Below are 20,616 nucleotides of genomic sequence, written 5' to 3'. Positions count from 1 at the left end.
GCCGGGCGCCGATCAGAGCAGCGCCATCAGGATCAGGCGGCCGCCCGAGACCAGCAGCCCGGCCATGACAAGGCGTCGGAACAGGCGGTCGTCCACGGCCTCGCGGATGCGCCGGCCGAGCGGGTAGCCGGCCAGCAGCACCGGCGCCATGGCCAGGGAGGCCAGCGCCAGCGGTAGGGTGAGCACCGCGGCGGCACCGAAGGCCACCAGCGTCAGCACGTTGGTCAGGGACCACAGAGTCCCGATGGCCGCCACGTAGGTGGCCCGGTCCAGACGCAATGCGGTCATGTAGAGGATGATGGGCGGACCGAAGATGGTGGTGGTCCCGGCCAGCAGTCCGGTGAGCGCGCCCAGCACGGCGCCAGCAACCTTTTCCTGGCGTGGCCGCAACCGCAGGCGGGGCAGGCGTTCGCCCAGCAGCGAGGCGGTCACGATCACCCCGCCCAGCAGCAGCAGGAGCGCGTCCGTGGGCACGCTGGCCAGGATGGCGGCGCCGAGGGCGATGCCCGCCACCTTGGTCAGCAGCAGGGGCCAGAACCGGCCCAGGATCTCCAGCACCCGGCCGCCCTCGCGCATCATCGCCAGGTTGCCGGCGAACGCCGGCAGGACCGACAGGGCGATGGCGTCCTTGACCGGCAGCACCAGGGTCAGTATGGAGATCACGACGATCGGCACGCCGAACCCAATGGCGCCCTTGATGAGACCCGCGAGCAGGAAGGCGACCGTCATCACCGCCCATTGCGGCGCGGTGTAGTCCGGCAGGGCCAGGTCCAGGGCCAGGTCCCAGCCGGTCACGGGCCGCCCGCGAGCCGGCGCGCCCGCCAGATCAGGACCGTGCCGGTCAGCGCGAACAGACCGATGGCCGGGAAGGTGACGGCGTAGCCGCCCAGCAGCGGGACCAGGGCGGAGAACAGCGCCGGCCCGACGCCGACGCCGCCGAAGGTGAAGAACAGCGCCCCGCCGGTGGCCGCGCCGACCTGGCCGGGCGGACACAGCCGCGCCACCTCGGCCAGGAACACGCCGTTCCAGCCGATGGCCGACAGGCCGAACAGCGCCAGCACCACCGTGACCGTCCAGGTCGGCCAGGTCGGCGTCATCAGGCCGGTGATCGCGGCGCAGCCCAGCGACAGCCCACCGATCAGGGCCAGCGTCAGCAGACCGCCGCCGAGCCGGTCGGCCAGCCAGCCCCAGAACACGCGGCCGAGCGCGCCGGCGACCTGCACCAGCGACGCCACAATGCCGGCCAGCACCAGGGAGCGGCCCAGCCCCTCGACCAGCAGCGTGACCAGGAAGGTGGTGAGGGAGAGCTGCACGGCGGCGAAGCAGAATGTCATCAGGGCCAGCGCCCGCAGCGGCGGATGCGCCCACACCAGGCCCAGCCCGCCGAAGGCACGGCCCCGGCGCCGTGCATCCGGCCGGCGGTCGTCGTCCCAGGCCGGCCGCAGCGCCTGGAGCGCCGCCGCCGCGCCGAGGGCCAGCGCCGCGATCACCGCGAGGCCGGCGCGCCAGCCGAAGGCCACGCTGAGCGCCGGCAGCATCAGGCCGGCGAGGACGCCGCCCAGCGGGACGCCGGTCTGCTTGAGCGAGAAGATCAGGTTGCGGCGGGTGGCCGGGGCGAAGCGGAACAGCACGTGCGACGACGCCGGGTTGGTCATACCGTAGCCCCAGCCGATCAGCAGCGAGGCCGGGACCAGCGCCCACAGGGTGCCGACCGCGGCCCCCAGGGCGCAGCCCGCCCCGCCGAGCGCCAGCGCGAGCTGGCTGCTGCGCCCGGCGCCGTGGCGGGTCACGGTTCCCCCGGCCAGCACCGCCGAGACCGCGCCCGCGATGTAGACCAGGCTCATCTGGTAGCCGACCATCTCCGGCGGCACGCCGAGCGCCCCGGTGATGGCCGGCCCCAGCGTCGCGACGCACAGGGTGGCAAGGGTGACCAGGGCCTGCACCAGGGTGGTGGCGCCGACGATGACGGGCAGGCTGCGCGCCAGCCCGGCGGGGGCGGGCGCGACGGGGGCGGTGGGCACGGCGGGCGTCCGGGTTGGTGAGTCGGAGGTTCGCTCTGTCTAGCAGGCGGTCGGGCCGACCGTCCACGGCCCCGCCGCCGCGCCGGCTGGACAGTCCGCCGGCGGCCGGCTATCCAGGGCGCCGCGTGCCCCGCGGCAACGCCCTGGACCCGTCACCCTGAACCCATCCTCGACCGAACGGACCGCGCCATGCTCACCCAAGGCTTCGACGCCGCCTGGGAGACCTACCTTCGCGCCGGGGCCTGGTTGCCGGCGCCGCCGCCGCCGGTGCGGCCCCGCCGGGTCTCCGGCCTCGCCGCCGTGCTCGACGGCACCGACATCGCGGCGGTGGTGCTGGATGCCTACGGGGTGCTGCACACCGGCGGGCACACGCTGCCGGGGGCCGCGGCGGCGATCGCCGACGTGCGACGGCGCGGGCTGCCCCTGTTCGTCCTGACCAACGACGTCACCCACGAACCGGCGGGGGTGGCGACCGGCCTGCACCGCCGCGGCCTCGACATCCGGCCCGACGAGGTGGTCTCCGGCCGCGACCTGCTGCCGCAGGCCCTGGTGGCCGTGGGCGGGGGCGCCGGCTGGGGCGTGATCGCCATCCACCCGCGCGAGCTGGTCGCCCGCTTTCCCGCCCTGACGGTGGTGGAGGCCCTGGCCGACAGCCGCCCCGAGGACTGGGACGGCCTCGACGGCTTCGTGTTGGTGGACTGTTTCCACTGGAACCCAGCGGACCTGGCGTTGTTCCGGGCGCTGATGGCGCGCCGGCCGCGTCCCCTCATCATCCCCAACCCGGACGTGACCTGTCCCTACGACGGCGCCCTGACCCTGGAGCCGGGCGCCCTCGGTCTGGCGGCCGCGCGCGATCACGGCGTGTCCGTCCACTTCCTCGGCAAGCCCTTCCCGGATCTTTACGCCCTGCTCAAGGCCCGCCTGCCCGGGGTGGCCCCGGACCGGGTCCTGATGGTCGGCGACAGCCCGCACACCGATATCCTGGGCGCCCGCGGGGCGGGGCTGCGGTGCCTGCTGGTCGAAAGCGGCCTGCTGCACGGCCAGGACACGGCGCGCCGGCTGGCGGAAAGCGGGCTGTGGCCGGACTTCATCGCGGGCGCCATCGCGCCGGCCGCCGAGGCCGCCTGAGCCGGCCGGCGCGGCGTCCCGAATCGAGTCCCCAGCGCGCCGCGGCCATGGTACAATCTGGCCAGTCCGATCTACCGTCCCAGGACCGGGGCGGGGCCGGATCCTGACGCCGAGGGATTGGGAAGAAGACCCATGGTCACCGCGCTTGCAGGCGGCTCGCTGCTCGGAGGCGGCTCGCTGCTCCCCACCTCCACCTCCAGCCTGTCGACGACTCGCATCGCCGAGCGCATGTATACCGACATGCGCAAGAAGACGGATGCGGTTCAGCTCGCCTACCAATCGGACCTCGATCCGCTCAACGCCCGCCTGGGATCGGTGGCCGGGCGCCTCAGCGACGCCGAGGATATCCAGGTGGCGGTGGAGAACGGCGAGACCCAGGTCAAGGAGATCCGCCAGCTCCTGTTGGACCTGCGCGTGATCCTGTCGAGCGCCGAGCGCAACCCGGACCACAAGGACTTCTACGCCGCGCAGTTCAATGGGACGCTGACCGAGATCAACAAGGTCGCGGACCGCTATGCCGACGCCTACAACCTGCTCGGCCGGCCGGATCCCGAGACCCTGGCGCCGGCCGTCAAAACGCTCCAGGTGGAGGACTTCGGGGTCGATCTGGAGTTCCAGGGGCTCTACGCGGGGTCCTCGTTCAACCTCGTCGGCACCGGCGACTCGGACGGCACGACCTACCAGAACGAACCCACGGTCAATCTCATGCAGGCGGTCACCGACCCCGGCGGCGAGGAACTGGAGGGTACGATCGGACACGACAGCGACCGCATCAGCGCCGTGGCGGTGAATGGCGAGTCGATCTCGTTCACGCTGGACGGCACCGACAGCTTCACCGGTACGCTGGAACAGGGCGGCATCGGCCTGATGCCGGCATGGTTCTACGACGGCTTCACCGACCTCGACGCCGCCAGTGCGGCGGTGGCGGAGGCCGAGTCGGCGCTGGAGGAGGTCTCGCTCAATCTCGCCAACATTGGCAGTCGCATCACCCCGATCGTCGACCGGCTGACGCGTGAGAAGGAGCAGGTCACCGGCGAGATCGCCACCCTCCGCGGCACCGAGGAGCAGGAGATCGCGGCGATCGAGAACGAGACCCGGCGCCAGTTCACGGCCGTCGAGAACAGCCTGAAGCAATCGTCGGGCGATATCGCGCGCTACAAGAGCATCCTCGCTCCCCTGAACCGCGGCCCCTTCGCCGACCTGAACGTCTGAGCCTGGGTCCCGTCTCGCCCCGGTCACGGGTGGGATCGGCCCGGTTTTTCCGCGGTCGGATCATTTTCGCCTGCGGCCGGCTTGGTGCCTTCGCTACACTGTGACGGACGATTGGGCCGGATGACTGGGCCGGACCATTGGGCCGGGCGCTGGCGCAGACCGGCGCGGTGCGTATCCAGGAGCGGCGGGGGAGGACGACGGTCATGCGAACGGCGGTCCGGACGGGAACGGCGGCGCTGCTGCTGGCGCTGGCAGCGATGATCGGGGGCACGCCGGGGGCGGCGCAGGAGGCGGGCGACGCGGGCGGCGACGGCGCGGACACCGGGCGCCTGCTGGCCGAGCTGAACAAGCTGGAGGGCGTCGAGGCCGGCTGCCGCAGCTTCTTCCTGTTCCGCAACGACACCGACGTCACCCTGGCCGGGTTCGAGATGTCGCTGGCCGTCCTCGACCGCGACGGCGTCATCGACCGGCTGCTGACCATCGACGCCGCGCCCTTGCCGTCGCGCCGTACCACCCTGAAGCTGTTCGATATCCCGGACATGCCCTGCGCCGATATCGGCGAGGTGATCCTGCACGACATCGCCACCTGCGAGGCCGAGGGCGGCGGCGTCGCGGACTGCTTCGCCATCCTGGACCTGTCGTCGCGCGCCGACGTGCCCTTCGTGCTGTAGCGGCGGGGAGGGACGGGCGCCATGACCGCTGTGGTCGACCTGTTGCGCGAGGGGGTGGAGGCCGGCGGCCCGATCGTCGTGATCCTGGGCGGGCTGTCGGTGTACGCGCTCGCGCTGGTCATCCTCAAGGCGGTTCAGTTGGCCGGGGTGTTGGGCGGGCGCCGGGCGCGCGAGGCCGCCATCGTCTCCTGGGGCCGCGGCGAGCGCGAGACGGCGGAGCGCGCCCTGTCCGAGGGGCGCACGCCCATGGACCGCGTGGTGCTGGCGGCCATGCGCGGCCGTGCGGCCGGTCTGGATCGCGTCGCCCTGACCGCCGAGGTGGAGCGCCTGGGCAACGCCGAACTGGACCGGCTGGGCCGCAACCTGCGCATGCTGGAGGTCATCGCCATGGTCAGCCCGCTGCTCGGCCTGCTGGGCACCGTTCTCGGCATGATCCAGTCGTTCCAGGAACTCGAACTGGCCGGCGGATCGGCCAATGCCGCCGTGCTGGCCGGCGGCATCTGGCAGGCGCTGCTGACCACCGCCGCGGGACTGTCGGTGGCCATCCCGGCGGCCATCGCCGCCAACCTGATGGCGGCGCGTGTGGATCGTGTCGGCCATGCCATCGAGCACGACGCCGGCCGCATCCTGGCGGCGGTGCCGGTGCATCCGGCGGGGTAGGGGGCATGCGGCTGCGGCGATCGCGGCCCACCGGGGCCGTCATCACCCTGACGCCGCTGGTGGACGTGCTGCTGATCCTGCTCGTGTTCTTCATGGTGACGTCGCGCTACCTGAACCTGGATATGATCCCGATGGTCGAGCGTGGAACGGCGCCGGGGGCACCGGGACCGGCGGCCGCGCCCGAGGCCCGCCCCCTGCTGCTGCGGCTGGCGGCCGACGGGGGCGTGGTGTGGCGCGGCGAGGCGCTGGGACCGGCGGCGCTGACCGCGGCGCTGACGGCACGGGTGGCGGCGCACCCGGAGACCCGCGTGCTGGTGCTGCCGGCGGGCGATGCCGATGCCCAGGCGCTGGTTTCGCTGCTGGAACGGGCGACCCGCGCGGGAATCGCCGACGTCCGCGTGGTGCGCCTGGAGGACCGGTGATGCGCCTGCGCCGATCCCCCCGCCGCCGCGCGCCGGAGACCATCGTCGCCCTGATCGACGTGGTTTTCTTCCTGCTCGTGTTCTTCATGCTGGTGGGCCGGCTTGACGCGACGGCGCCGTTCGAGGTGACGCCGCCGCTGGCGACCGTCGGCACCGACCTGCCGGCCGGCGGGGTGACCGTGAGCGTGTCCGAGACCGGGGCGTTGGCGCTCGACGGCCGGCCGGTGTCGCGGGCCGCCCTGCTGGCGGCGCTGCGTCCGCGCGCCGACGCGGCCGACGGGCCACCGCTGGTGCGCATCAACGCCCATGCGGCGGTGGCGCTGCGCGTGCTGCTGCCGTTGGTCACGGCCCTGGAGGGGATCGGCATGACGACCGTGGTGCTGGTCGTGACGCCGAACGCCGCATGACCCGCGTGCCCCGCCCCATGGCGTGGCTCGGGGCCGGCGCGCTGTCGCTGGCCGTGCACGCCGCCGTACTGGGGATCGTCGCGGCTGCGCTGGCGCCGGACCCGACGGTCGAGACCCGGCCGGTCGAGGCGCGGTTGCGGCTGTCGACCGAAAGCGTTCGCCGCGACACCGCGGCGCAGGCCGAGCCGGCGGGCGCGGCGGCGGCCGAGGCGGCGGCGGGGCGGACGGTCGGGCAGGGCGCCGTTCCCGTGCAGCGGGCCGAGACCGTGACGGCGGCCACGCCCGCCGCCTCTGCCGTGGCGCCGCAGCCGGTCGCGACGCCGCCTGTGGTCGCCACCGCGCCGGCGGACCGGGCGGCGGCGGTGACGCCGTCTCCGGCACCGGCCCTGGCCCCGGCGCCGCCCCCTGGTCGGATCTCTGCCGCGGCCCCACGGGCGGACCCGCTCCCGGCGGCCGATCCGCCGGCCGCGCCGTCGGTTGTCGCGCGCCGCCCGCCCGACGGCGCAGCCCTGGCCGCCGGATCGCCGCTGGCGGACCCGGTGCCCGTCCGCCGTCCGGGGGGCGTGGCCGTGGTCGCTGCTTCGGCGACAGACCGGGCCGCGGAGGCCGCGCCGGTGCTGGCGACATCGACCGCCGCCCCCCCGGCGGACGGCGCGGCGGTGGTCGTCTCCGCCACCGCACCGGGCGGTCCCGTCGTCAGCGGCGCGGATGCGGTGGCCGATGCCGCCCCGCTGCCGGCCGACCTCGCCGCGCAGGCGACGGCGGCGCCGGTGCGCCCGCCCGCCGGGGTGCCGGCGCCCCGGCCGCGCCCGAGCGGACTCGCGGTTCCGTCGCGGCCGGCGGGCGCGCTGGCGGCGCGGGCCTCGGCCGCGAACCCGGCCAGCCTGGCGCACACCGCGACGGCGGCGCTGGCCTGGAGCGGTGGGGACGCCGGTGCCCTGGACCCGCAGTCCATCGCCGCGATCCAGACCTTCACGGCGCCCAGCCCGGCCGCCGCCGCCCGGGCGGGGGGCGGGTCGGTGCGCGACCGCCTGGGTGAGACCCTCGCCGGCGTGCCTTGCAGTCGGCTCCAGGCCGCGCTGGTGCCCGAGAGCGGGGGGATCGAGGTGCGCGGTCACGTGCCGGCCGCGGCGCTGCGGGAACAGGTCCGGCGCCGCCTGGAGGCCGCCGTCGGCGGCGCCCTGCCGATCCGGACCAACCTGCTGGTGCTGCCGCCGCCGCAATGCGGGGTGCTGCGGGCGCTGGACGGGCTCGCCCTGCCGCAGTCGCGCGACCAGGCGGACGATCCGCTGGCGGTGGGGCGGGCGGCCCAGGCGGGGATCGCGCGCTTCCGGGCCGGCGACCTACTTCAGCTTCAGGTCGAGGCGCCGGCGTTCGATGCCTGGATCCACCTGGACTACTTCGACGGCGAGGGTCGCGTCATCCATCTGACCCCGAGCCGCCATGCCCCGGTGCGCTTCGTGCCCGCGGGCGACCGCTTCACCTTCGGCGGCCGCACGCCTGGGGGCGGTGGCCCGGTGATGCGCGTGGTGCCGCCGTTCGGCCAGGAGATCGCGGTCGTGTTCGGGACCACCCATCCGATCCAGGACGTCCCGCGTCCCCCGGTCGAGGACGCGGCGGTGTATCTGCGCTGGCTGGACCAGCGCCTGCGCACCCTGACCCGCACCCGGCCCGGGTTCCGGGGCGAGTGGGCCTATGTGTTCGTCGAGACCCGGCCGTGACCGAGGCGGCGGGCGGACGGAAAACGGTGGGCGCCGCCGGCGGCCATGGTCTACGATCCGAGGCCCCCCAGGACCTCGTCCCACAATCGCTGAGGAGTCCCATGCAACCGCTTGCCAGACAGGACACGCCGTCGGACCGGGACCGTGTCGCCCGGACCCTGGTGATGATCATGCATGGGCTTTATCTGGTGTCGATTCCGCTGCCGGTGCTGACCCTGGTGATCGGGGTGGTGATGGCCTACGCCTCGCGGGCCGACGCGCCGCCGCGCTGGCAGACCCACTTCGACGAGGCCATCCGCACCTTCTGGATCTACGTGCTGCTCATGCTGATCGGCGGGCCGCTGGTGTTCGTGTTCGGCATCGGGTTCATCCCGATCGTGGCGGGTATCGTCCTGTTGGCGTTCCGCGCCGCCCGCGGCCTGTTGCGCGCCTTCAAGTGGGAGCCGGTGTAGCGGTGGGGCCGGCCCGCGCCGGGGTCTCGCGTCGACGGATGATGGGGGCCGGCCTGGGCGCCGCCGCGGTCGGCGCCCTGCCGGGACCGGCCGGGGGCGCCGCGGCCGACGCGCCGGCCGCGGCACGCGTGGCCGTGCTCGCCTACGAGGGACAGTGGCCGCGCGTGCTGTGTGCCTACCTCCGGCGCGCCTATGGGCTTGCGCTGGAGGTCACCGTGGTGGCGACCCCGGACGAGGCCCGCGAGCGGGTTCGGCGCGCGAGCCTGCGCGGCCCGGCGGGCGACGGCGGGCGGGCATCGGCCGTGGATGTGGTGACGGTCGGCCTGGAGGAGGTCGCGGCCTGGCGGGCGGAGGGTCTGCTCGCGCCGCTGCCGCTCTCGCCGCCGGCTGCGGTGGCCGAGGCCGTGGTGGCGCATGGGGGTGCCGAGCGCGGCGGACCGCTGTGGCTGGCGCCGATGACCCTGGGCTTCGACGTGGCCTTCGGGCTGGGGGCGCCGGGGGCGGCGCTGCTAGGGCGCCCGGCGCCGGAGGCGGCGGTCCCGTCGTGGTCCGTCCTGGGGGACCCGGCGGTGCAGGGCGGATTGACCCTGGAGCCGGACGCGGCGGTGTGGATCGCGCTGCGTCTCGTCGATCCGGACGGCAGCCGCCTGGCCCGGGCGGAGGGCGACGCGGACGCGGCCCGCAGCCTGTTCCGCGCCGTGGACGAAACCCTGGCGGCCTGGCGTCGCGAGGTGGCCGCGCTGTGGACTGACACGGCCACCTTCCTGACGGCGGTCGCCCGCGACGGGGTGGTCGCCGGGGCGGCCTGGGACGTGCTGATCCGCCGGCTGGCCCGCCACCCTAGAGCGGAACGCCCGAATATGGACTCGCATGGTGATTTCGAATTCGGGCGTTCCGCTCTGAACCCAACAGATCGCGCCGAGTCACGCTCGAAATCGGCCCCACCCCGGTGGTTCCGATTTCGAGCGATCGGCGCTAGCGCGCCGGCGGCGGTCGCCCGCGTGCCACGCGAGGGCGCGCCGGCCTGGATGGATGGGCTGGCGATGCCGCAGGGGGCGCCGCATCCGGTGGCCGCGCGACGGTTGATCGCCGTGATGGCGGCGCCGCCGATGCAGGCCGCCTGGGCCTCCGCCGCCGACGCCATCCCCGCCGACCGGGCGGCGTGGTCGCTGATGGCGGCGTCGGAGCGGGCCTGGGCCGAGCGGGTGCTGGTGGCCGACGGCGGTCTGGGCCGGCTGATGTTCCGGCCGGCGCTGCACGGCCCGGCGGCGCAACGCTTCGCCGACAGCCGCGACCGGTTCGAGTACCCGTGAGTCGCGGTTGCGTGACGCGATGGGCGCGGGTCAGCGCGGCGCGTTGGGACGTGGGCCGGGTGCGACCCGGCGGTAGAAGTCCGGGTCGTCGAGCGCGGTCACGGAAATGGTGCGGTACCCGAGATGGTATTCCTGATCGGGCACGAGCCGGGCATGCGGCGGAATGCCCTCGAAGTGGACGATCTGATGGACGGTCCACATCGACTGGTACTGACCGTCGGTCTTGACGTACCGGTCCCCGACCTGGATGCCGTGCCGGTTGGCGCCGCCGCCGGCCAAGGATTCCATCAGACGTCGCAGAAAGCTCATGACCCTTGCCCCGACCGCTGCGACCCCTGCCCCGACCGCCGACCTCGGCCAACGGTGCCCCGGCACGAGGTCCCTGATAACGAGGCCCCTGATATGGGCCGGCTCTTGTCCTGACTCGTCGGCACAAGAGCCCGACGCCGCGTCGCGGCGCCGGTCCCAGTCTTGTCAAGCTGGCATCGCGAAGCGATGCCAGGGGCGCACCGGTCGGTCGACGACGGACGTCTGGTCACTCGTGACGTCCGTTCACTCGTCGGCCGGTATGACCCGCTCGGGATCGGGGCGGGTGGGTGTCGATGGCCTCCCCGGGGCCTCCCCGGTATCCGTCTTCCGGACCCGGTACCCGGACACCTGTGCACCGGCATCCCGCCGCCATGTCCACGGGGGCGGCGCCTGGCGGCCGCCGTATCGTTCGGGATCGCGACGGACACGCCACTGCCGGTATGCCCGTCTGCCTGTCGGACCCTACTGGTCCTGCTGCTGACGGGCCTTCAGGGCACGGTCCAGGCTGCGTTCCGAGAAGTACTCGGCGGCCTGATAGAACCGAAACAGGACGAACAGCCAGCAGACGACGAAGATCGCGAGCAGCGCATAGATCATGGCGGCGACAATCCCTGTTGCGGTGTGATACCGGCCGACGGAAGGACGGACCTCCCCGTCGGTCGGCCGGCGCGACCGCGCCGGCGCGGCGACGCCGCGTATGGCCTTGATCCTGACCCGTCAGGATCAAGGGTGGCCAGTATGAGGGGGCTGCGGTGTCCGGGTCCCGTGCCCGCCTCGCGATCGGGTATCCCGGATCCGGCATCCCGGACCCAACGTCATACCGGTCCCCGACAGCCCGGGCCGGCCCGTCCAGAGACCTCTCAAGGACCCTCAGGAAAAAACGAAACCCAAGGCATTGCAAGCGAATTCGGCTCAAGCACGACCAGGGTGGCACCGGCCATGGAGACCGTCCGCACAGACGACGGGGGCGGCCACCAGCGTGACCGCCCCCGCGCATGCGTGCCGTGGCGTCCCGTCGATCCGGGGGACGCGCGCCGCCGCCCCGTCAGGCCGCGACGGAGTCGCCGGCCTTGACCACGAGCCGCTTGATCTTGCGCAGCTCGGGCGGAAGCTTGGTGTTCGGGGTCTGCATCAGGAACGCGTCGATGCCGCCCATGTGCTCCACGGTGCGCAGCCCGTGCGTCGACAGGCGCACGCGCACGGTGCGGTTCAGGGCCTCGCTCATCAGCGAGGTGACCTGGAGATTGGGCAGGAAGCGGCGCTTGCTCTTGATGTTGGAGTGGCTGACGTTGTTGCCAGTCTGCACGCCCTTGCCCGTCACGGCGCAACGTCGGGCCATGGTCTGTTCCTTCCTCGGTGGCAGCGTGGTGGGTGAATGGAAGGCAGGTGTCTAGCCACTCCACCCCGGGGCGTCAAGGGTGTGTCGCGGCGGACTCCCGGATTTCCCGCAGACGGGGGAGGGTGCCCGACTGCACGGCCGCGGCGTCATCCGAACAGCTTGTCGATATCCGTCTGGTCGAGGCCGGGACCGACCTCGCCGGCGTCGTCCGGCCGGGTCTGCGGCTTGGCGGGCTCCCGGCGCGGCGCACCCGCCGGCTTGGCGGCCTCCTTGCCCGCCCCGCCTTCGTCAGGCGTGCCGTCGGCCGCGTCCGAACGGGCCGGCTCGGCGCCGTCCCTGGCGGTGTCCGGATCGGACCCGCCTTCGCTGCGCGGTGACGCCTCGCCCTGGCCATCCGCCGGCGAGGCCCCGGGCGCCTCCGCGTGCTGGGGCAGCGTCTCGCCCAGGATCGCGTCCACGTCGGTCTGGGAGACACCTTGACCCCGGAGCTGCGGTCCGTGCAGCAGCCGGCGCTCGTCGTCCACGGACAGGGCCTCGTCCTCGTCGCGCGGCTCCACCGACGACAGGGCCGCCTCGCCCCATACCGAGATCAGGGCGTTGACCCGTTTTTCAATGTACTGGAGCGTCTTGACGACCTTTGTGATGCGCTGGCCGGTGATGTCCTGGAAGCTGCAGGCCTCGAAGATCGCGCCGATGTGATCCGGAATGGTATCCAGCCGCGCGGCGGCGGCATCGTCGGCGAGCGTGGGGCGCAGGGCGGTGACAATCTCGTCGATGGCCTCGGCGTTCTCCATGATGCTGTTCGTGGCGCCCTCTGTGGACTCCACGATGGCATCGAGTTCGTCCGACATGGTCGCGAACCGGTCATGCGTCTCCCCCGGCTTGCGGATCGACGCGATTTCCCGGCGGATTCTTTGAATCCGGTCGAAAAGACCCAGCAGTTCGTCTTTGAGGATACGGACGTCGTCAAGATCGTTCATGACGGAAGATGGTCCCGATAGGTGTGCACACCGTGCCCCGTGCTCCCGTCACCTTGTGGCGGCCGGCTCGGGGCGTCAATAGACGATGCCGCAGATCAGGTCACGGCGGAGCGGCTCAGTCCGGCGCCCCGTGGCGCCGGGCCGGCGGAGGCGGCGTCGGTCGGGGGGGCCGGGGGCCCGAAGTCTTCGGTGCGCCGGAGCGGTCCGCCTGAGCCGGGGATCCTTCCACCAGCAGCTGATGCGCCATGACTCTGAGAAGGAACTGGTCCTCCTCCTCAAGGTGGTCCAACAGGACGCGCTTGCGGCGATGGATGCGCAGGGCCTCTTCGAGCAGGGCGGTCCGCTCCGGGCTCGGGGTGGTGCCTTGGGTGCGGTTGGCGTCGGCGCGCCGGGGCGGCGCGGCTCCGCCGGCGCGCGTGCGCGTCGCGCCCCGGCCCCGGCCGCGACCACCGCGGGGTGGTGCGGCGGCCCGGTGAGCGCCGAACAGCGCCCGCAGGGTGTCGCCGAGCCATCTCAGGGGCGCCGGCATGAGATCGGGCTTTCAGGCATCGGGCCCTCAGGTATCGGGGGCACGGCGCGGAGACTCCGCGCCAGGGCCGGGCAGGGGGGCGTCGTCCGGGGCGTCCGTCGTGCCGTGGCCGTAGCCGGCAAACGCCACGGCCGGTTCGGTCAGGCGGGGGTCGTGGCGGGCCATCGGACCGTGATCCGCCGGCAGCAGGCGGGCGCGGATATCCGCGAACAGGCGCAGCATCCCGGCCGCCGGTCCCAGGACATCGGCCAAGCCGACGCCGCCCCGCCGGGTGTCCTGGTGCGGTGGGACGGCCGTCATGCGGGCGCCCTCCAGGCCATAGGCCGGCGGGGCCGGGCGGTCGGGCCACGGCGCCGCCGACGGATCGTCGGCGTCCAGGTAGGCGTTCTGGTCGCCCGCCCGGTCATCGAAATCATCCGGGAACCCGGACGGCTCGGGGTACGGGCCGGACGTCGGCGGAGGCGGACCCACCAGCGCCTGGACCCGGGCGGAGACCGCCTGGAACAGGGCGTGCAGGCGGTCCAGCGGGCCGTCCTCCAGCACCTCGCGCACCAGCTTGTCGGCGTCGTATTCCTTGGCGAGGGCCAGCAGGCGCTCGTAGCGGCGCAGGAAGCGTTGCAGTCCGGCCGAGGCCACCTCGTCGCCGGCAACCCGGTGCGCCACCAGCTCGATGAAGTCATCCTCCAGTTCGGAGCGCTCCAGCAAGGCGTGGCAGAACGCCCAGGGATCGCCGGCCGCGTTGAGCGCCCACAGGTATTCGGTCTCGTCGGCGCTGAGGACACCGAGCCGGCCGGTGATCATGCCGGCCTGACTGTTCAGGTCCTTCAGGGCCAGTTCGGCGCCGTTGAGGAAGGACTGTCGGCGGGCCTGCTCCTGCATCTCGATGCTGGTCCGCACCAGGGCCTCAATCTCGCCGGACGTCCGCAGCGCCTGCCGCTGCATGGCACGCACGGCGTCCTGGGTCCGGGCCAACGCCACCCCGTTCAGGATGAAGGCGGCGACCAGCCATACCGCGGCCAGGGGCGCGGTCGCGGAGGCCAGGAACAGGGCGAAGTCGGTCGGGTGGGAGTCCAGTAGATTGGCCCAGCCCGGTCCGGCCGCCACATAGGCGCGCACGAGCAGCAGCCACATGAGCGATAGCCCCGTGGCCACGGCGAGAGTCGCGGTGCCCGCCAGTCGGCGCGGGCGGGTGTCCGGGAGATCCCTGCGTCTCACGATGCCTCGTCGTCTTGATGGTGATGCCGGTGAGGGTGAAGCCGGCCGACGCCGCGACCCGGGCGCGGTCATCCTCAACCCGACCCGGCGACTCTAACATGGTCCTGCGGGGGTGTCGTCCTGTCCAGGGGGCAAGGGCGCGATGTCGGGGGGCAGGTGTCAGGCGGTCAAGGGGCGGCGTCGCCCCGGGCCACCCGGGTCGTCCCCGTCATCGTCCGCCGCCTGCGGGGGCCGGGCGCCGCGCGTGCGCTGGGCCAGGCGAAGCCGGTGCCGGACCCGGGTGAGCAGATGGTCCATCATGGCCAGACCCTGCCCGGCGGGGTCGAGCGTCCCGTTGAGCACCAGGTCGCGCCGGATGTCGGACAGGTCTCGCAACAGCCGGCGATCGAAGGTGGCGGGGGCGCCGCTGACGCTGGCCTGCCAGATGGCACTGAGGACCATCGTCTCCACCACGTCGACGACACCGGCGGCCTTCTCGGGCTCATCGGTGAGGGCGGCGACCGGGCGGCGGCGTGCCGCCTCGGCCACGTCGCGCGCGATCCCGGCGATGGACTGCGCCAGACGGGTGACCGCCGCCTTGCGGCTGCGGTGGCGCCACCAGGCCAACAGCGCCAGGATGCCGAGCCCGGCCAGGGACAGCCACGTCAGGCTGAGGCCGAGCATCGTTTCGCCGCGTTCGAATACGGTGGTGATGTACGACAGCAGCAGCGACAGGCCCAGCATGCCGGCGATGGCGGCCATCTTGCCCCGCAGCGTGTCGGCGATCGCGACCAGGATTGGCGTGGAGAAGACGTACAGCATCAGGCCCGACACCGGCCCGAGCCCCTGGGGCCGAAGGCGGTCCTGCGGCGTCAGCAGCCCGAGTTCGAGCAACCGGCGGCCGGCCTCGATGTTCTCCAGCACGGGCACGACCATGGGCGCCACGAGAGCGGCGCCGACGCCATAGGCAACCAGATTCTTCCAGGTGCGCGCGCGCATGGTCAGGAATCCCGTAGCGGTCAGGCGGACGGTCATCGCCCGGGCCGGTGCCACACTATACCATGGGTCATAGACAGCGGTCATAGTGGTGCGGGCGAGATCTGCGGAGGGATGCGGCGCGGCGGTGCGTTGACGCACCCCGGGGCGGCCTGCGACCCGCCACGATGATACACGACCACAGGAGGGACGCATGGGGTATCTGGACCGGATCCGGGCCGTGAACCGGCACGACATGAGCGGATTCCGCCCCCTCTTCGTGGCGGGCCGGGAGGTGGGCTGGGTCCGCCACGCCGTGGCCGAGCGGCTGGCGCGCAGCCCGGGCACCCCGGGCGCTCCGGGGGCCTTCGAGGTCGGTCCCTTCGGTGTGGCCCTGCGCTCGTCGCTGACGACGCCGGCGGCCCGCACCGCGGCGGTGGCGGCGGCGTTCGAGGAGTTGGAGGCGGCCAACCTCGCCCCGCCGCGGCGCGGCGAACGCTACGCCGTCACGGCCGGCTGGGGCGAGGCACCGTTGTTCGAACTGGACCGCGCCCACGTGCCGGTGCTGGGCGTGCCGGCGTTCGGCGTGCACCTCAATGGCTACGTTGTGGACGAGACCGGGCTCCGGCTCTGGGTCGCGGAGCGGGCGACCGACCGCGCAGTGGCGCCGGGCAAGCTCGACAACATGGTGGCCGGCGGGCAGCCGGCCGGGCTCGGCCTGATGGAGAATCTGGTCAAGGAGTGCGCCGAGGAGGCCGGCATGCCGGACGAACTGGCGCGGCGGGCGCGGCCGGCCGGCCTGGTGTCCTACTGCCTGGAGACCGAGGCCGGCCTGAAGCCGGACACCCTGTTCGTCTACGACCTGGAGGTGCCGGCCGACTTCCGGCCGGTCAACACCGACGGCGAGATCGCCCGCTTCACGCTCTGGCCGGTCGACCGGGTGCTGGAGACGGTGCGCGACACCGACGCCTTCAAGTTCAACGTGCCCCTGGTGATCCTGGATTTTGCCATCCGGCACGGCGTGCTGACGCCGGAGGCCGATCCCGACTACACCGCGCTGGTGCTGGGACTGCGCCGCGATCCCGTGCGGTTCCATCCCGACCCCGCCGGTCTATCCGGCGCCGGCGCCAGGAACAGCCCGCAGGCAAGCCAGGGATAAAGCACCAGGGCCACCGAGATGTCGGCCCACAGGTTGAGGCCGATGGCCAGGGGGGTCAGGCCGGCGGCCACGGCGGCCAAGCGCGCCGCCGTATCGGTGGCGTCGGCAAGGCGGGGACGGGATGCCGCGAGCCACACCAGCAGCGCGAACGCCAGGGCGGCCGGCACGCCGCCCTCGGCGAGGAGCTGCATCACGGCCGCATGCGGATGGTTGCGGCCCATGTCCAGGCCCAATGGGCCGAGGTCGACCGCCAGTGCCGCGTCCGCGAAGCTGTCGAAGCCGTGGCCGGTGAGCGGGGCCTCCTGGAACAGGATCAAGGCGCGCTGCCACAGTTCCAGCCGGTAGGTCCAGCTCAGGCGCAGGCCGATCTCGGTCCAGTCCGACACGCCGGCCGCCTGGATGCCGACAGACAGGACCAGGGGGCCGAGCAGCACCGCCGCGATGAGGGCCAGCCCGAGGCCGGGGCGCCAGCGCGCCAGCAGCAGGGTGAGGGCCGCGACCCCGAACGCCAGCGTGGCGGTGGAGGAGGCGCTGCCGAGCGCCATCACGGCCATGAAGGCCACGAACAGGGCCGCACCCAGGCGGGCGCCACGGCGCCACAGCAGCACCGTGGCCGGTGCCACCAGCGTCATGGCGACGAAGGTCGGCTTGGCCAGCAGGTCCGGCGCCAGCGACCACGGCGGGATCAGGGCGCGGTGCAGCAGCAGGCCATGGGCCAGCACCAGCACCGGCAGCAGGATCGCCGCGGCCAGGAAGACCGTCGCCGCGCGGTCCAGCGCGCGGGCGGGCACCAGGTCCGGCAAGCGGTGGCACTGCACCGCGCCGATCACGGCGGCGGCGAACAACAGCGCCTCCGCGACCGTGCTCTTGACCGTGACGCTGGCGAGCCCGGCCGCCAGGAGGAGCCCCAGCATGGCGGCCAGGACCGGGGTGTTGCGGTCCTGCCCGGCGATCCAGAGGCCGGCCAGCAGCACGACAGCGATGACGCCGGAGGCAAAGGCGCCGGCAACCGCCGCCGCGAGCAGCGGCAGCGCGGCGAGCACGAGGGGAGCATGGCGAATCATGGGCGGATCATGGACGGATCATCGGACCTGGGGCCGGAGGGAGGCAAGGCCATGGCACGCGGGGCCGGCCTCACACGGTTTCATCGACGGACCCGCCGCGGCGCCCGGCCTCCGGTGAGTCGGTCTCCGAGTCCGCCGGGCCATCGGGGTTCTCGGGGCTCTCGGGGCCATCCGGATGCAACGACTCGATCCGGCCCGACGGCAGCCGGCACAGAACCGTCGTGCCGACCCCGGGTTCCGCGCTGACGACGATCGAACCGCCATGCATCTCCGCGAACCGCCGCACCAGCAGCATGGCGAGGCTCCCGCCCTTCATCAACCCCCGCCCGGTGGACAGGCTGCGGCCGGCGGCGTCACCGGCCTCATCGGCGACCGACAGCGTGACGGTCTCGGCCCCGGACGGGGCCCGGTCACGGGTGACGCCGATGCGCACCCGGCTGCCGGCGGGGCTGATCTTGATGGCGTTACCGGTCATGTGGAACAGGATCTGCTTGATGCGGGCCTCGTCGCCGACCATCCAGCCGATCTCGGGCGGGCAGTTCAGTTCCAGGGCGACGGCGCGGCGCCGGGTGGCCTCGCGGCAGAGGGCGAGGACCGCCGAGACGGCGGCGTGGACGTCGAACACGTCGACGTCGAGGGCGGCCCGTCCGGCCTCGATGGTCACCAGGTCGGCGATGTCGTCGAGGATGGAGACCAGATCGCGGGCGGTCTCGGCGATCGACTGCGAGTAGTCGATCTGCTGGGCATTGAGGTTGCCGTGGTATTCGGCGCACAGCATCTCCGAGAAGCCGGCGATGGTGGTCAGTGGGGTGCGCAGTTCGTAGGACAGGCTGGCGATGAAGTCGGCCCGCAGCATGCTGGCCGCGCTCAGTGTCTGGGCGCGCTCGCGCAGGGCCTGCTCGACCCGCGCCGTGTCGGAGACGTCGTTGTAGCTGAGCAGGATGCCGCCGTCCGGCAACGGCACACAGGCGTAGTCCAGAACCGGGCCGTCGACCAGGGACACGCGCCCGCGATGCGGGGTGCGCAGCGACGGCGGCGTCAGCACGGCGAAGCGGTGGTGGCGCCAGCTGCTCTCGTCCGTGAAATGGTCGCGCAGCAGGTCCAGGAACTCGGCGAGCTGCGGCGGCGCCTCCACGCTGGCCGCGGTCTCGCCCCACAGCGCGGCGAACGCCGGGTTGGCGAGCTTCAGGCGGCCGTCGGCCCCGAACACGCCGACCGCCTCGTGCAGGTGGTCCAGCGTCTCGCGTTGCACCGCGGTCAGGGTGTTGTACGAGCGCTCCAGGCTGAGCTTGTCGGTGACGTCCTCGTAGGTCACCAGCAGCCCGCCGATGGGCTGGGGGGCGATGACCCGCCGCAGAGTCTTGCCATCGGGAAGGTGAACCAGGTCCTCCATGGGCTCGATCAGCGACGTGAATCGGCCCACCTCGGCGGCCTTGAAAGCGGGGTAGTCGGCGACCTCGGGCAGGGTGCGTCGGTCGCGCAGCATGTCGAGCAGGTCGCCGTAGGGCGGCTGGGTCTCGCGCAGCCACGTGGAGTCGAGTCGCCACAGTCGGGCGAAGGCCGGGTTGTGGTAAGACAGGCGGGTGGCCGGGCCGAAGATGGCAATGGCCGTCGACAGGTGTTCGAGGACGACGGCCTGATTGGCCTGTTCCCGCGCCAGCCGGTTCTCGATCTCCTCCAGGGCGGAGATGTCGCGCGCCGTCCCGGCCGTCAGGCGCACCGCCTCGCTTGCCAGGTCGACGGTGAACGGCGCCTCGGTGATCTCCATGAGGCGGCGGGTGCCGTCGATCGCCAGGTGGAAGCGGTCGGTCAGCGGTGTGCCCGCCGCCCGGCACCGCGCCGCCAGGGCGCGCAGTTCGCGCCCCAGATCGCCGCCGGCCAGATCGCGCCCTTGCCGCACGGCCGCGGCCCGGTCGGGGGCCTCGACGGCGCGGGCATAGGCCTCGTTGCACAGGGTCACGTTCAGGTCGTCGTCGCGCACCCAGACCGGGGTGGGCAGGGCGTCCAGCGTCGCCTCCAGGCGGGCGAAGGCGGCCTGGCGCTGCGCCGCCGCATCGCGATCCGCGTCCGACAGGGCGCCTCCGTCGGTGAGGTCCTGAACCCAAAGCACGTCGGCCGAACACCGCTCCTCGTCGACCCCTGGCACGCGCAGGCCGCGGACCGCCAAGCGGCGCCGACCGCCGGCGTGCAGGGCTTCGAGCGTGAACGGCTGGCCTTCGCCGCGCAGCCGGTCGATGGCGTGGGCGAGTGGCGGGCGCGTTTCGGGGGTGATGCTGTCAAGCACGTCCGCCAGGGTCGACGCGGTGCCGTTCGTCAGGTCGAGCATGACGGAGAGCCGCCGTGAGCAGGTCGTCTCGCCGGCCGGGTCGAGCCACAGGACGTACCCGTCGCGGCTCGACTCCAGCGTCGCCCGCAGCACCCGGGCCTGTTCGGCCAGGGTCTCCGCCTCCTGCTCGGCGCCCTGGCGTCGTCGCGCCTGCCACCACAGCAGCAGGCCGAACACCGGGAGCAACACCAGGAGTTCCGCGAGGGCGGCGGCCCAGGGCTGTGTCAGGACAGACCAGACAAGGCCGGGCCACACGCCGGCCGTGGGTGCCTCGGCGGCGGCGGCCGGACTTGCGGCGGCAGTCTGAGCGAGAGCCGCCGTGGCGCCTCCCGCGGCCCAGAGCCCGGCCGCGAGGGGGCGGCGCCAGGTGGCTGCCGCGCGCCCGCCCGTATGCCCCGCTTCCGTCCCCCGGGTGTCCATCGACTCGGCGCCTTTTCGTATGCATACGCGAGGCAATACTCGCGACCATTGCTTCAACTGTGGGGCAAGAGCCGGCCCCGGTCCAGATCCGACTCACCGCATCGCTGATCGGGACCGCGGATGGCGGGGACTGCGGCGGCGCTGCGCCATGACACCCGGTCCGGACCGCGCGCAACCCGACGGGGATGCTGTAACAGCAGAATAGAAACGATTGGCACGGTTCATGCGGCCCTATGCATGCACCCGGCCGGATCCTGCAAGTCATCGGATAATGGACGCGGGGCCACCGGCAAGGTTTCGATGGGGATGATCCT

At 73.1% G+C, this 20,616-nt stretch carries 20 protein-coding genes; 10 read left to right on the top strand and 10 right to left on the bottom strand.

Annotated features, from left to right (window positions below; genetic code table 11):
• Positions 1-12: 12 nt before the first annotated feature.
• Positions 13-795, bottom strand: coding sequence for a TSUP family transporter (locus GGD88_RS02800; RefSeq protein ID WP_184431478.1), 783 nt, complete (start codon positions 793-795; stop codon positions 13-15).
• Positions 792-2,021, bottom strand: a complete 1,230-nt coding sequence (locus tag GGD88_RS02795) for an MFS transporter (protein ID WP_184431476.1) — start codon at positions 2,019-2,021, stop codon at positions 792-794. The genes GGD88_RS02800 and GGD88_RS02795 overlap by 4 nt, the downstream gene beginning before the upstream one ends.
• A gap of 189 nt (positions 2,022-2,210) precedes the next feature.
• On the opposite strand from GGD88_RS02795, the gene GGD88_RS02790 reads away from it, so the two are divergent.
• From GGD88_RS02790 to GGD88_RS02750, 9 genes are all read left to right on the top strand, one after another.
• Positions 2,211-3,149, top strand: a complete 939-nt coding sequence (locus GGD88_RS02790; RefSeq protein ID WP_184431474.1) for an HAD-IIA family hydrolase — start codon at positions 2,211-2,213, stop codon at positions 3,147-3,149.
• Between the two features lie 132 nt (positions 3,150-3,281).
• Positions 3,282-4,361 carry a hypothetical protein gene (locus GGD88_RS02785; RefSeq protein ID WP_184431472.1) on the top strand — a complete coding sequence of 360 codons (1,080 nt, stop codon included), beginning with the start codon at positions 3,282-3,284 and terminating at the stop codon, positions 4,359-4,361.
• A 203-nt stretch (positions 4,362-4,564) separates the two neighbouring features.
• A complete protein-coding gene (locus GGD88_RS02780) occupies positions 4,565-5,032 on the top strand; it encodes a Tat pathway signal protein (protein WP_221236969.1) in 468 nt (155 codons plus the stop codon).
• 21 nt (positions 5,033-5,053) lie between these two features.
• Complete coding sequence (locus GGD88_RS02775; RefSeq protein WP_184431470.1) at positions 5,054-5,692, top strand: MotA/TolQ/ExbB proton channel family protein; 639 nt, start codon at positions 5,054-5,056, stop codon at positions 5,690-5,692.
• A 5-nt stretch (positions 5,693-5,697) separates the two neighbouring features.
• A complete protein-coding gene (locus GGD88_RS02770; RefSeq protein ID WP_184431468.1) occupies positions 5,698-6,114 on the top strand; it encodes an ExbD/TolR family protein in 417 nt (138 codons plus the stop codon).
• Positions 6,114-6,521: an ExbD/TolR family protein gene (locus GGD88_RS02765; protein ID WP_184431466.1), complete on the top strand. Its 408-nt coding sequence runs from the start codon at positions 6,114-6,116 to the stop codon at positions 6,519-6,521. Before GGD88_RS02770 ends, GGD88_RS02765 begins: the two co-directional genes overlap by 1 nt.
• On the top strand, positions 6,518-8,242 hold the full coding sequence (locus GGD88_RS02760; RefSeq protein ID WP_184431464.1) for a DUF4384 domain-containing protein: 1,725 nt from the start codon (positions 6,518-6,520) through the stop codon (positions 8,240-8,242). Before GGD88_RS02765 ends, GGD88_RS02760 begins: the two co-directional genes overlap by 4 nt.
• Before the next feature lie 101 nt (positions 8,243-8,343).
• On the top strand, positions 8,344-8,694 hold the full coding sequence (locus GGD88_RS02755) for a DUF4870 family protein (protein ID WP_184431462.1): 351 nt from the start codon (positions 8,344-8,346) through the stop codon (positions 8,692-8,694).
• A 38-nt stretch (positions 8,695-8,732) separates the two neighbouring features.
• The gene (locus GGD88_RS02750; protein ID WP_184431460.1) at positions 8,733-10,007 is read left to right on the top strand and encodes a hypothetical protein; all 1,275 of its coding nucleotides are present in this window, start codon (positions 8,733-8,735) and stop codon (positions 10,005-10,007) included.
• 30 nt (positions 10,008-10,037) lie between these two features.
• Here the strand turns inward: GGD88_RS02750 and GGD88_RS02745 are convergent, their stop codons facing one another.
• The 6 genes from GGD88_RS02745 to GGD88_RS02725 all read right to left on the bottom strand — a co-directional run bounded on the left by GGD88_RS02745 (position 10,038) and on the right by GGD88_RS02725 (position 15,357).
• Complete coding sequence (locus tag GGD88_RS02745; protein WP_246423516.1) at positions 10,038-10,316, bottom strand: peptidase M50B family protein; 279 nt, start codon at positions 10,314-10,316, stop codon at positions 10,038-10,040.
• A 462-nt stretch (positions 10,317-10,778) separates the two neighbouring features.
• Positions 10,779-10,913, bottom strand: coding sequence for a hypothetical protein (locus tag GGD88_RS19080; RefSeq protein ID WP_281392777.1), 135 nt, complete (start codon positions 10,911-10,913; stop codon positions 10,779-10,781).
• A gap of 448 nt (positions 10,914-11,361) precedes the next feature.
• Entirely contained in the window at positions 11,362-11,655 is a 294-nt protein-coding gene (gene rpmB, locus GGD88_RS02740) for a 50S ribosomal protein L28 (protein WP_184431458.1), read from the bottom strand.
• Between the two features lie 146 nt (positions 11,656-11,801).
• The gene (locus tag GGD88_RS02735) at positions 11,802-12,635 is read right to left on the bottom strand and encodes a protein phosphatase CheZ (protein ID WP_184431456.1); all 834 of its coding nucleotides are present in this window, start codon (positions 12,633-12,635) and stop codon (positions 11,802-11,804) included.
• 556 nt (positions 12,636-13,191) lie between these two features.
• Positions 13,192-14,295 carry a hypothetical protein gene (locus GGD88_RS02730; protein ID WP_184431454.1) on the bottom strand — a complete coding sequence of 368 codons (1,104 nt, stop codon included), beginning with the start codon at positions 14,293-14,295 and terminating at the stop codon, positions 13,192-13,194.
• Between the two features lie 243 nt (positions 14,296-14,538).
• Positions 14,539-15,357 carry a hypothetical protein gene (locus GGD88_RS02725; protein ID WP_184431452.1) on the bottom strand — a complete coding sequence of 273 codons (819 nt, stop codon included), beginning with the start codon at positions 15,355-15,357 and terminating at the stop codon, positions 14,539-14,541.
• A gap of 190 nt (positions 15,358-15,547) precedes the next feature.
• On the opposite strand from GGD88_RS02725, the gene GGD88_RS02720 reads away from it, so the two are divergent.
• Positions 15,548-16,492, top strand: a complete 945-nt coding sequence (locus GGD88_RS02720; protein WP_184431450.1) for an NUDIX hydrolase — start codon at positions 15,548-15,550, stop codon at positions 16,490-16,492.
• Here the strand turns inward: GGD88_RS02720 and GGD88_RS02715 are convergent.
• Positions 16,381-17,556 (bottom strand): O-antigen ligase family protein, encoded by a 1,176-nt coding sequence (locus GGD88_RS02715; protein ID WP_184431448.1) that lies wholly within the window; start codon positions 17,554-17,556, stop codon positions 16,381-16,383. The genes GGD88_RS02720 and GGD88_RS02715 overlap by 112 nt on opposite strands.
• A gap of 70 nt (positions 17,557-17,626) precedes the next feature.
• Positions 17,627-20,071 carry a PAS-domain containing protein gene (locus GGD88_RS02710; RefSeq protein WP_184431446.1) on the bottom strand — a complete coding sequence of 815 codons (2,445 nt, stop codon included), beginning with the start codon at positions 20,069-20,071 and terminating at the stop codon, positions 17,627-17,629.
• Positions 20,072-20,616 lie beyond the last annotated feature (545 nt).

The sequence above is a fragment of the Roseospira goensis genome, assembly GCF_014197795.1.
Lineage (GTDB): Bacteria > Pseudomonadota > Alphaproteobacteria > Rhodospirillales > Rhodospirillaceae > Rhodospira > Rhodospira goensis.
Note: the sequence above shows the minus strand (reverse complement) of the source record. Positions and strands in the feature narration are given on the sequence as shown.

What these genes read in the sequence shown, in the direction of transcription:
- GGD88_RS02755 (WP_184431462.1), top strand. Translation starts at nt 8,344, where the DNA reads ATGCAACCGCTTGCCAGACAGGACACGCCGTCGGACCGGGACCGTGTC.
- rpmB (WP_184431458.1), bottom strand. Translation starts at nt 11,655, where the DNA reads ATGGCCCGACGTTGCGCCGTGACGGGCAAGGGCGTGCAGACTGGCAAC.
- GGD88_RS02790 (WP_184431474.1), top strand. Translation starts at nt 2,211, where the DNA reads ATGCTCACCCAAGGCTTCGACGCCGCCTGGGAGACCTACCTTCGCGCC.
- GGD88_RS02785 (WP_184431472.1), top strand. Translation starts at nt 3,282, where the DNA reads ATGGTCACCGCGCTTGCAGGCGGCTCGCTGCTCGGAGGCGGCTCGCTG.
- GGD88_RS02720 (WP_184431450.1), top strand. Translation starts at nt 15,548, where the DNA reads ATGGGGTATCTGGACCGGATCCGGGCCGTGAACCGGCACGACATGAGC.
- GGD88_RS02780 (WP_221236969.1), top strand. Translation starts at nt 4,565, where the DNA reads ATGCGAACGGCGGTCCGGACGGGAACGGCGGCGCTGCTGCTGGCGCTG.
- GGD88_RS02760 (WP_184431464.1), top strand. Translation starts at nt 6,518, where the DNA reads ATGACCCGCGTGCCCCGCCCCATGGCGTGGCTCGGGGCCGGCGCGCTG.
- GGD88_RS02730 (WP_184431454.1), bottom strand. Translation starts at nt 14,295, where the DNA reads ATGTGGCTGCTGCTCGTGCGCGCCTATGTGGCGGCCGGACCGGGCTGG.
- GGD88_RS02715 (WP_184431448.1), bottom strand. Translation starts at nt 17,556, where the DNA reads ATGATTCGCCATGCTCCCCTCGTGCTCGCCGCGCTGCCGCTGCTCGCG.
- GGD88_RS02770 (WP_184431468.1), top strand. Translation starts at nt 5,698, where the DNA reads ATGCGGCTGCGGCGATCGCGGCCCACCGGGGCCGTCATCACCCTGACG.
- GGD88_RS02765 (WP_184431466.1), top strand. Translation starts at nt 6,114, where the DNA reads ATGCGCCTGCGCCGATCCCCCCGCCGCCGCGCGCCGGAGACCATCGTC.
- GGD88_RS02775 (WP_184431470.1), top strand. Translation starts at nt 5,054, where the DNA reads ATGACCGCTGTGGTCGACCTGTTGCGCGAGGGGGTGGAGGCCGGCGGC.
- GGD88_RS19080 (WP_281392777.1), bottom strand. Translation starts at nt 10,913, where the DNA reads ATGATCTATGCGCTGCTCGCGATCTTCGTCGTCTGCTGGCTGTTCGTC.
- GGD88_RS02745 (WP_246423516.1), bottom strand. Translation starts at nt 10,316, where the DNA reads ATGAGCTTTCTGCGACGTCTGATGGAATCCTTGGCCGGCGGCGGCGCC.
- GGD88_RS02750 (WP_184431460.1), top strand. Translation starts at nt 8,733, where the DNA reads ATGATGGGGGCCGGCCTGGGCGCCGCCGCGGTCGGCGCCCTGCCGGGA.
- GGD88_RS02735 (WP_184431456.1), bottom strand. Translation starts at nt 12,635, where the DNA reads ATGAACGATCTTGACGACGTCCGTATCCTCAAAGACGAACTGCTGGGT.
- GGD88_RS02725 (WP_184431452.1), bottom strand. Translation starts at nt 15,357, where the DNA reads ATGCGCGCGCGCACCTGGAAGAATCTGGTTGCCTATGGCGTCGGCGCC.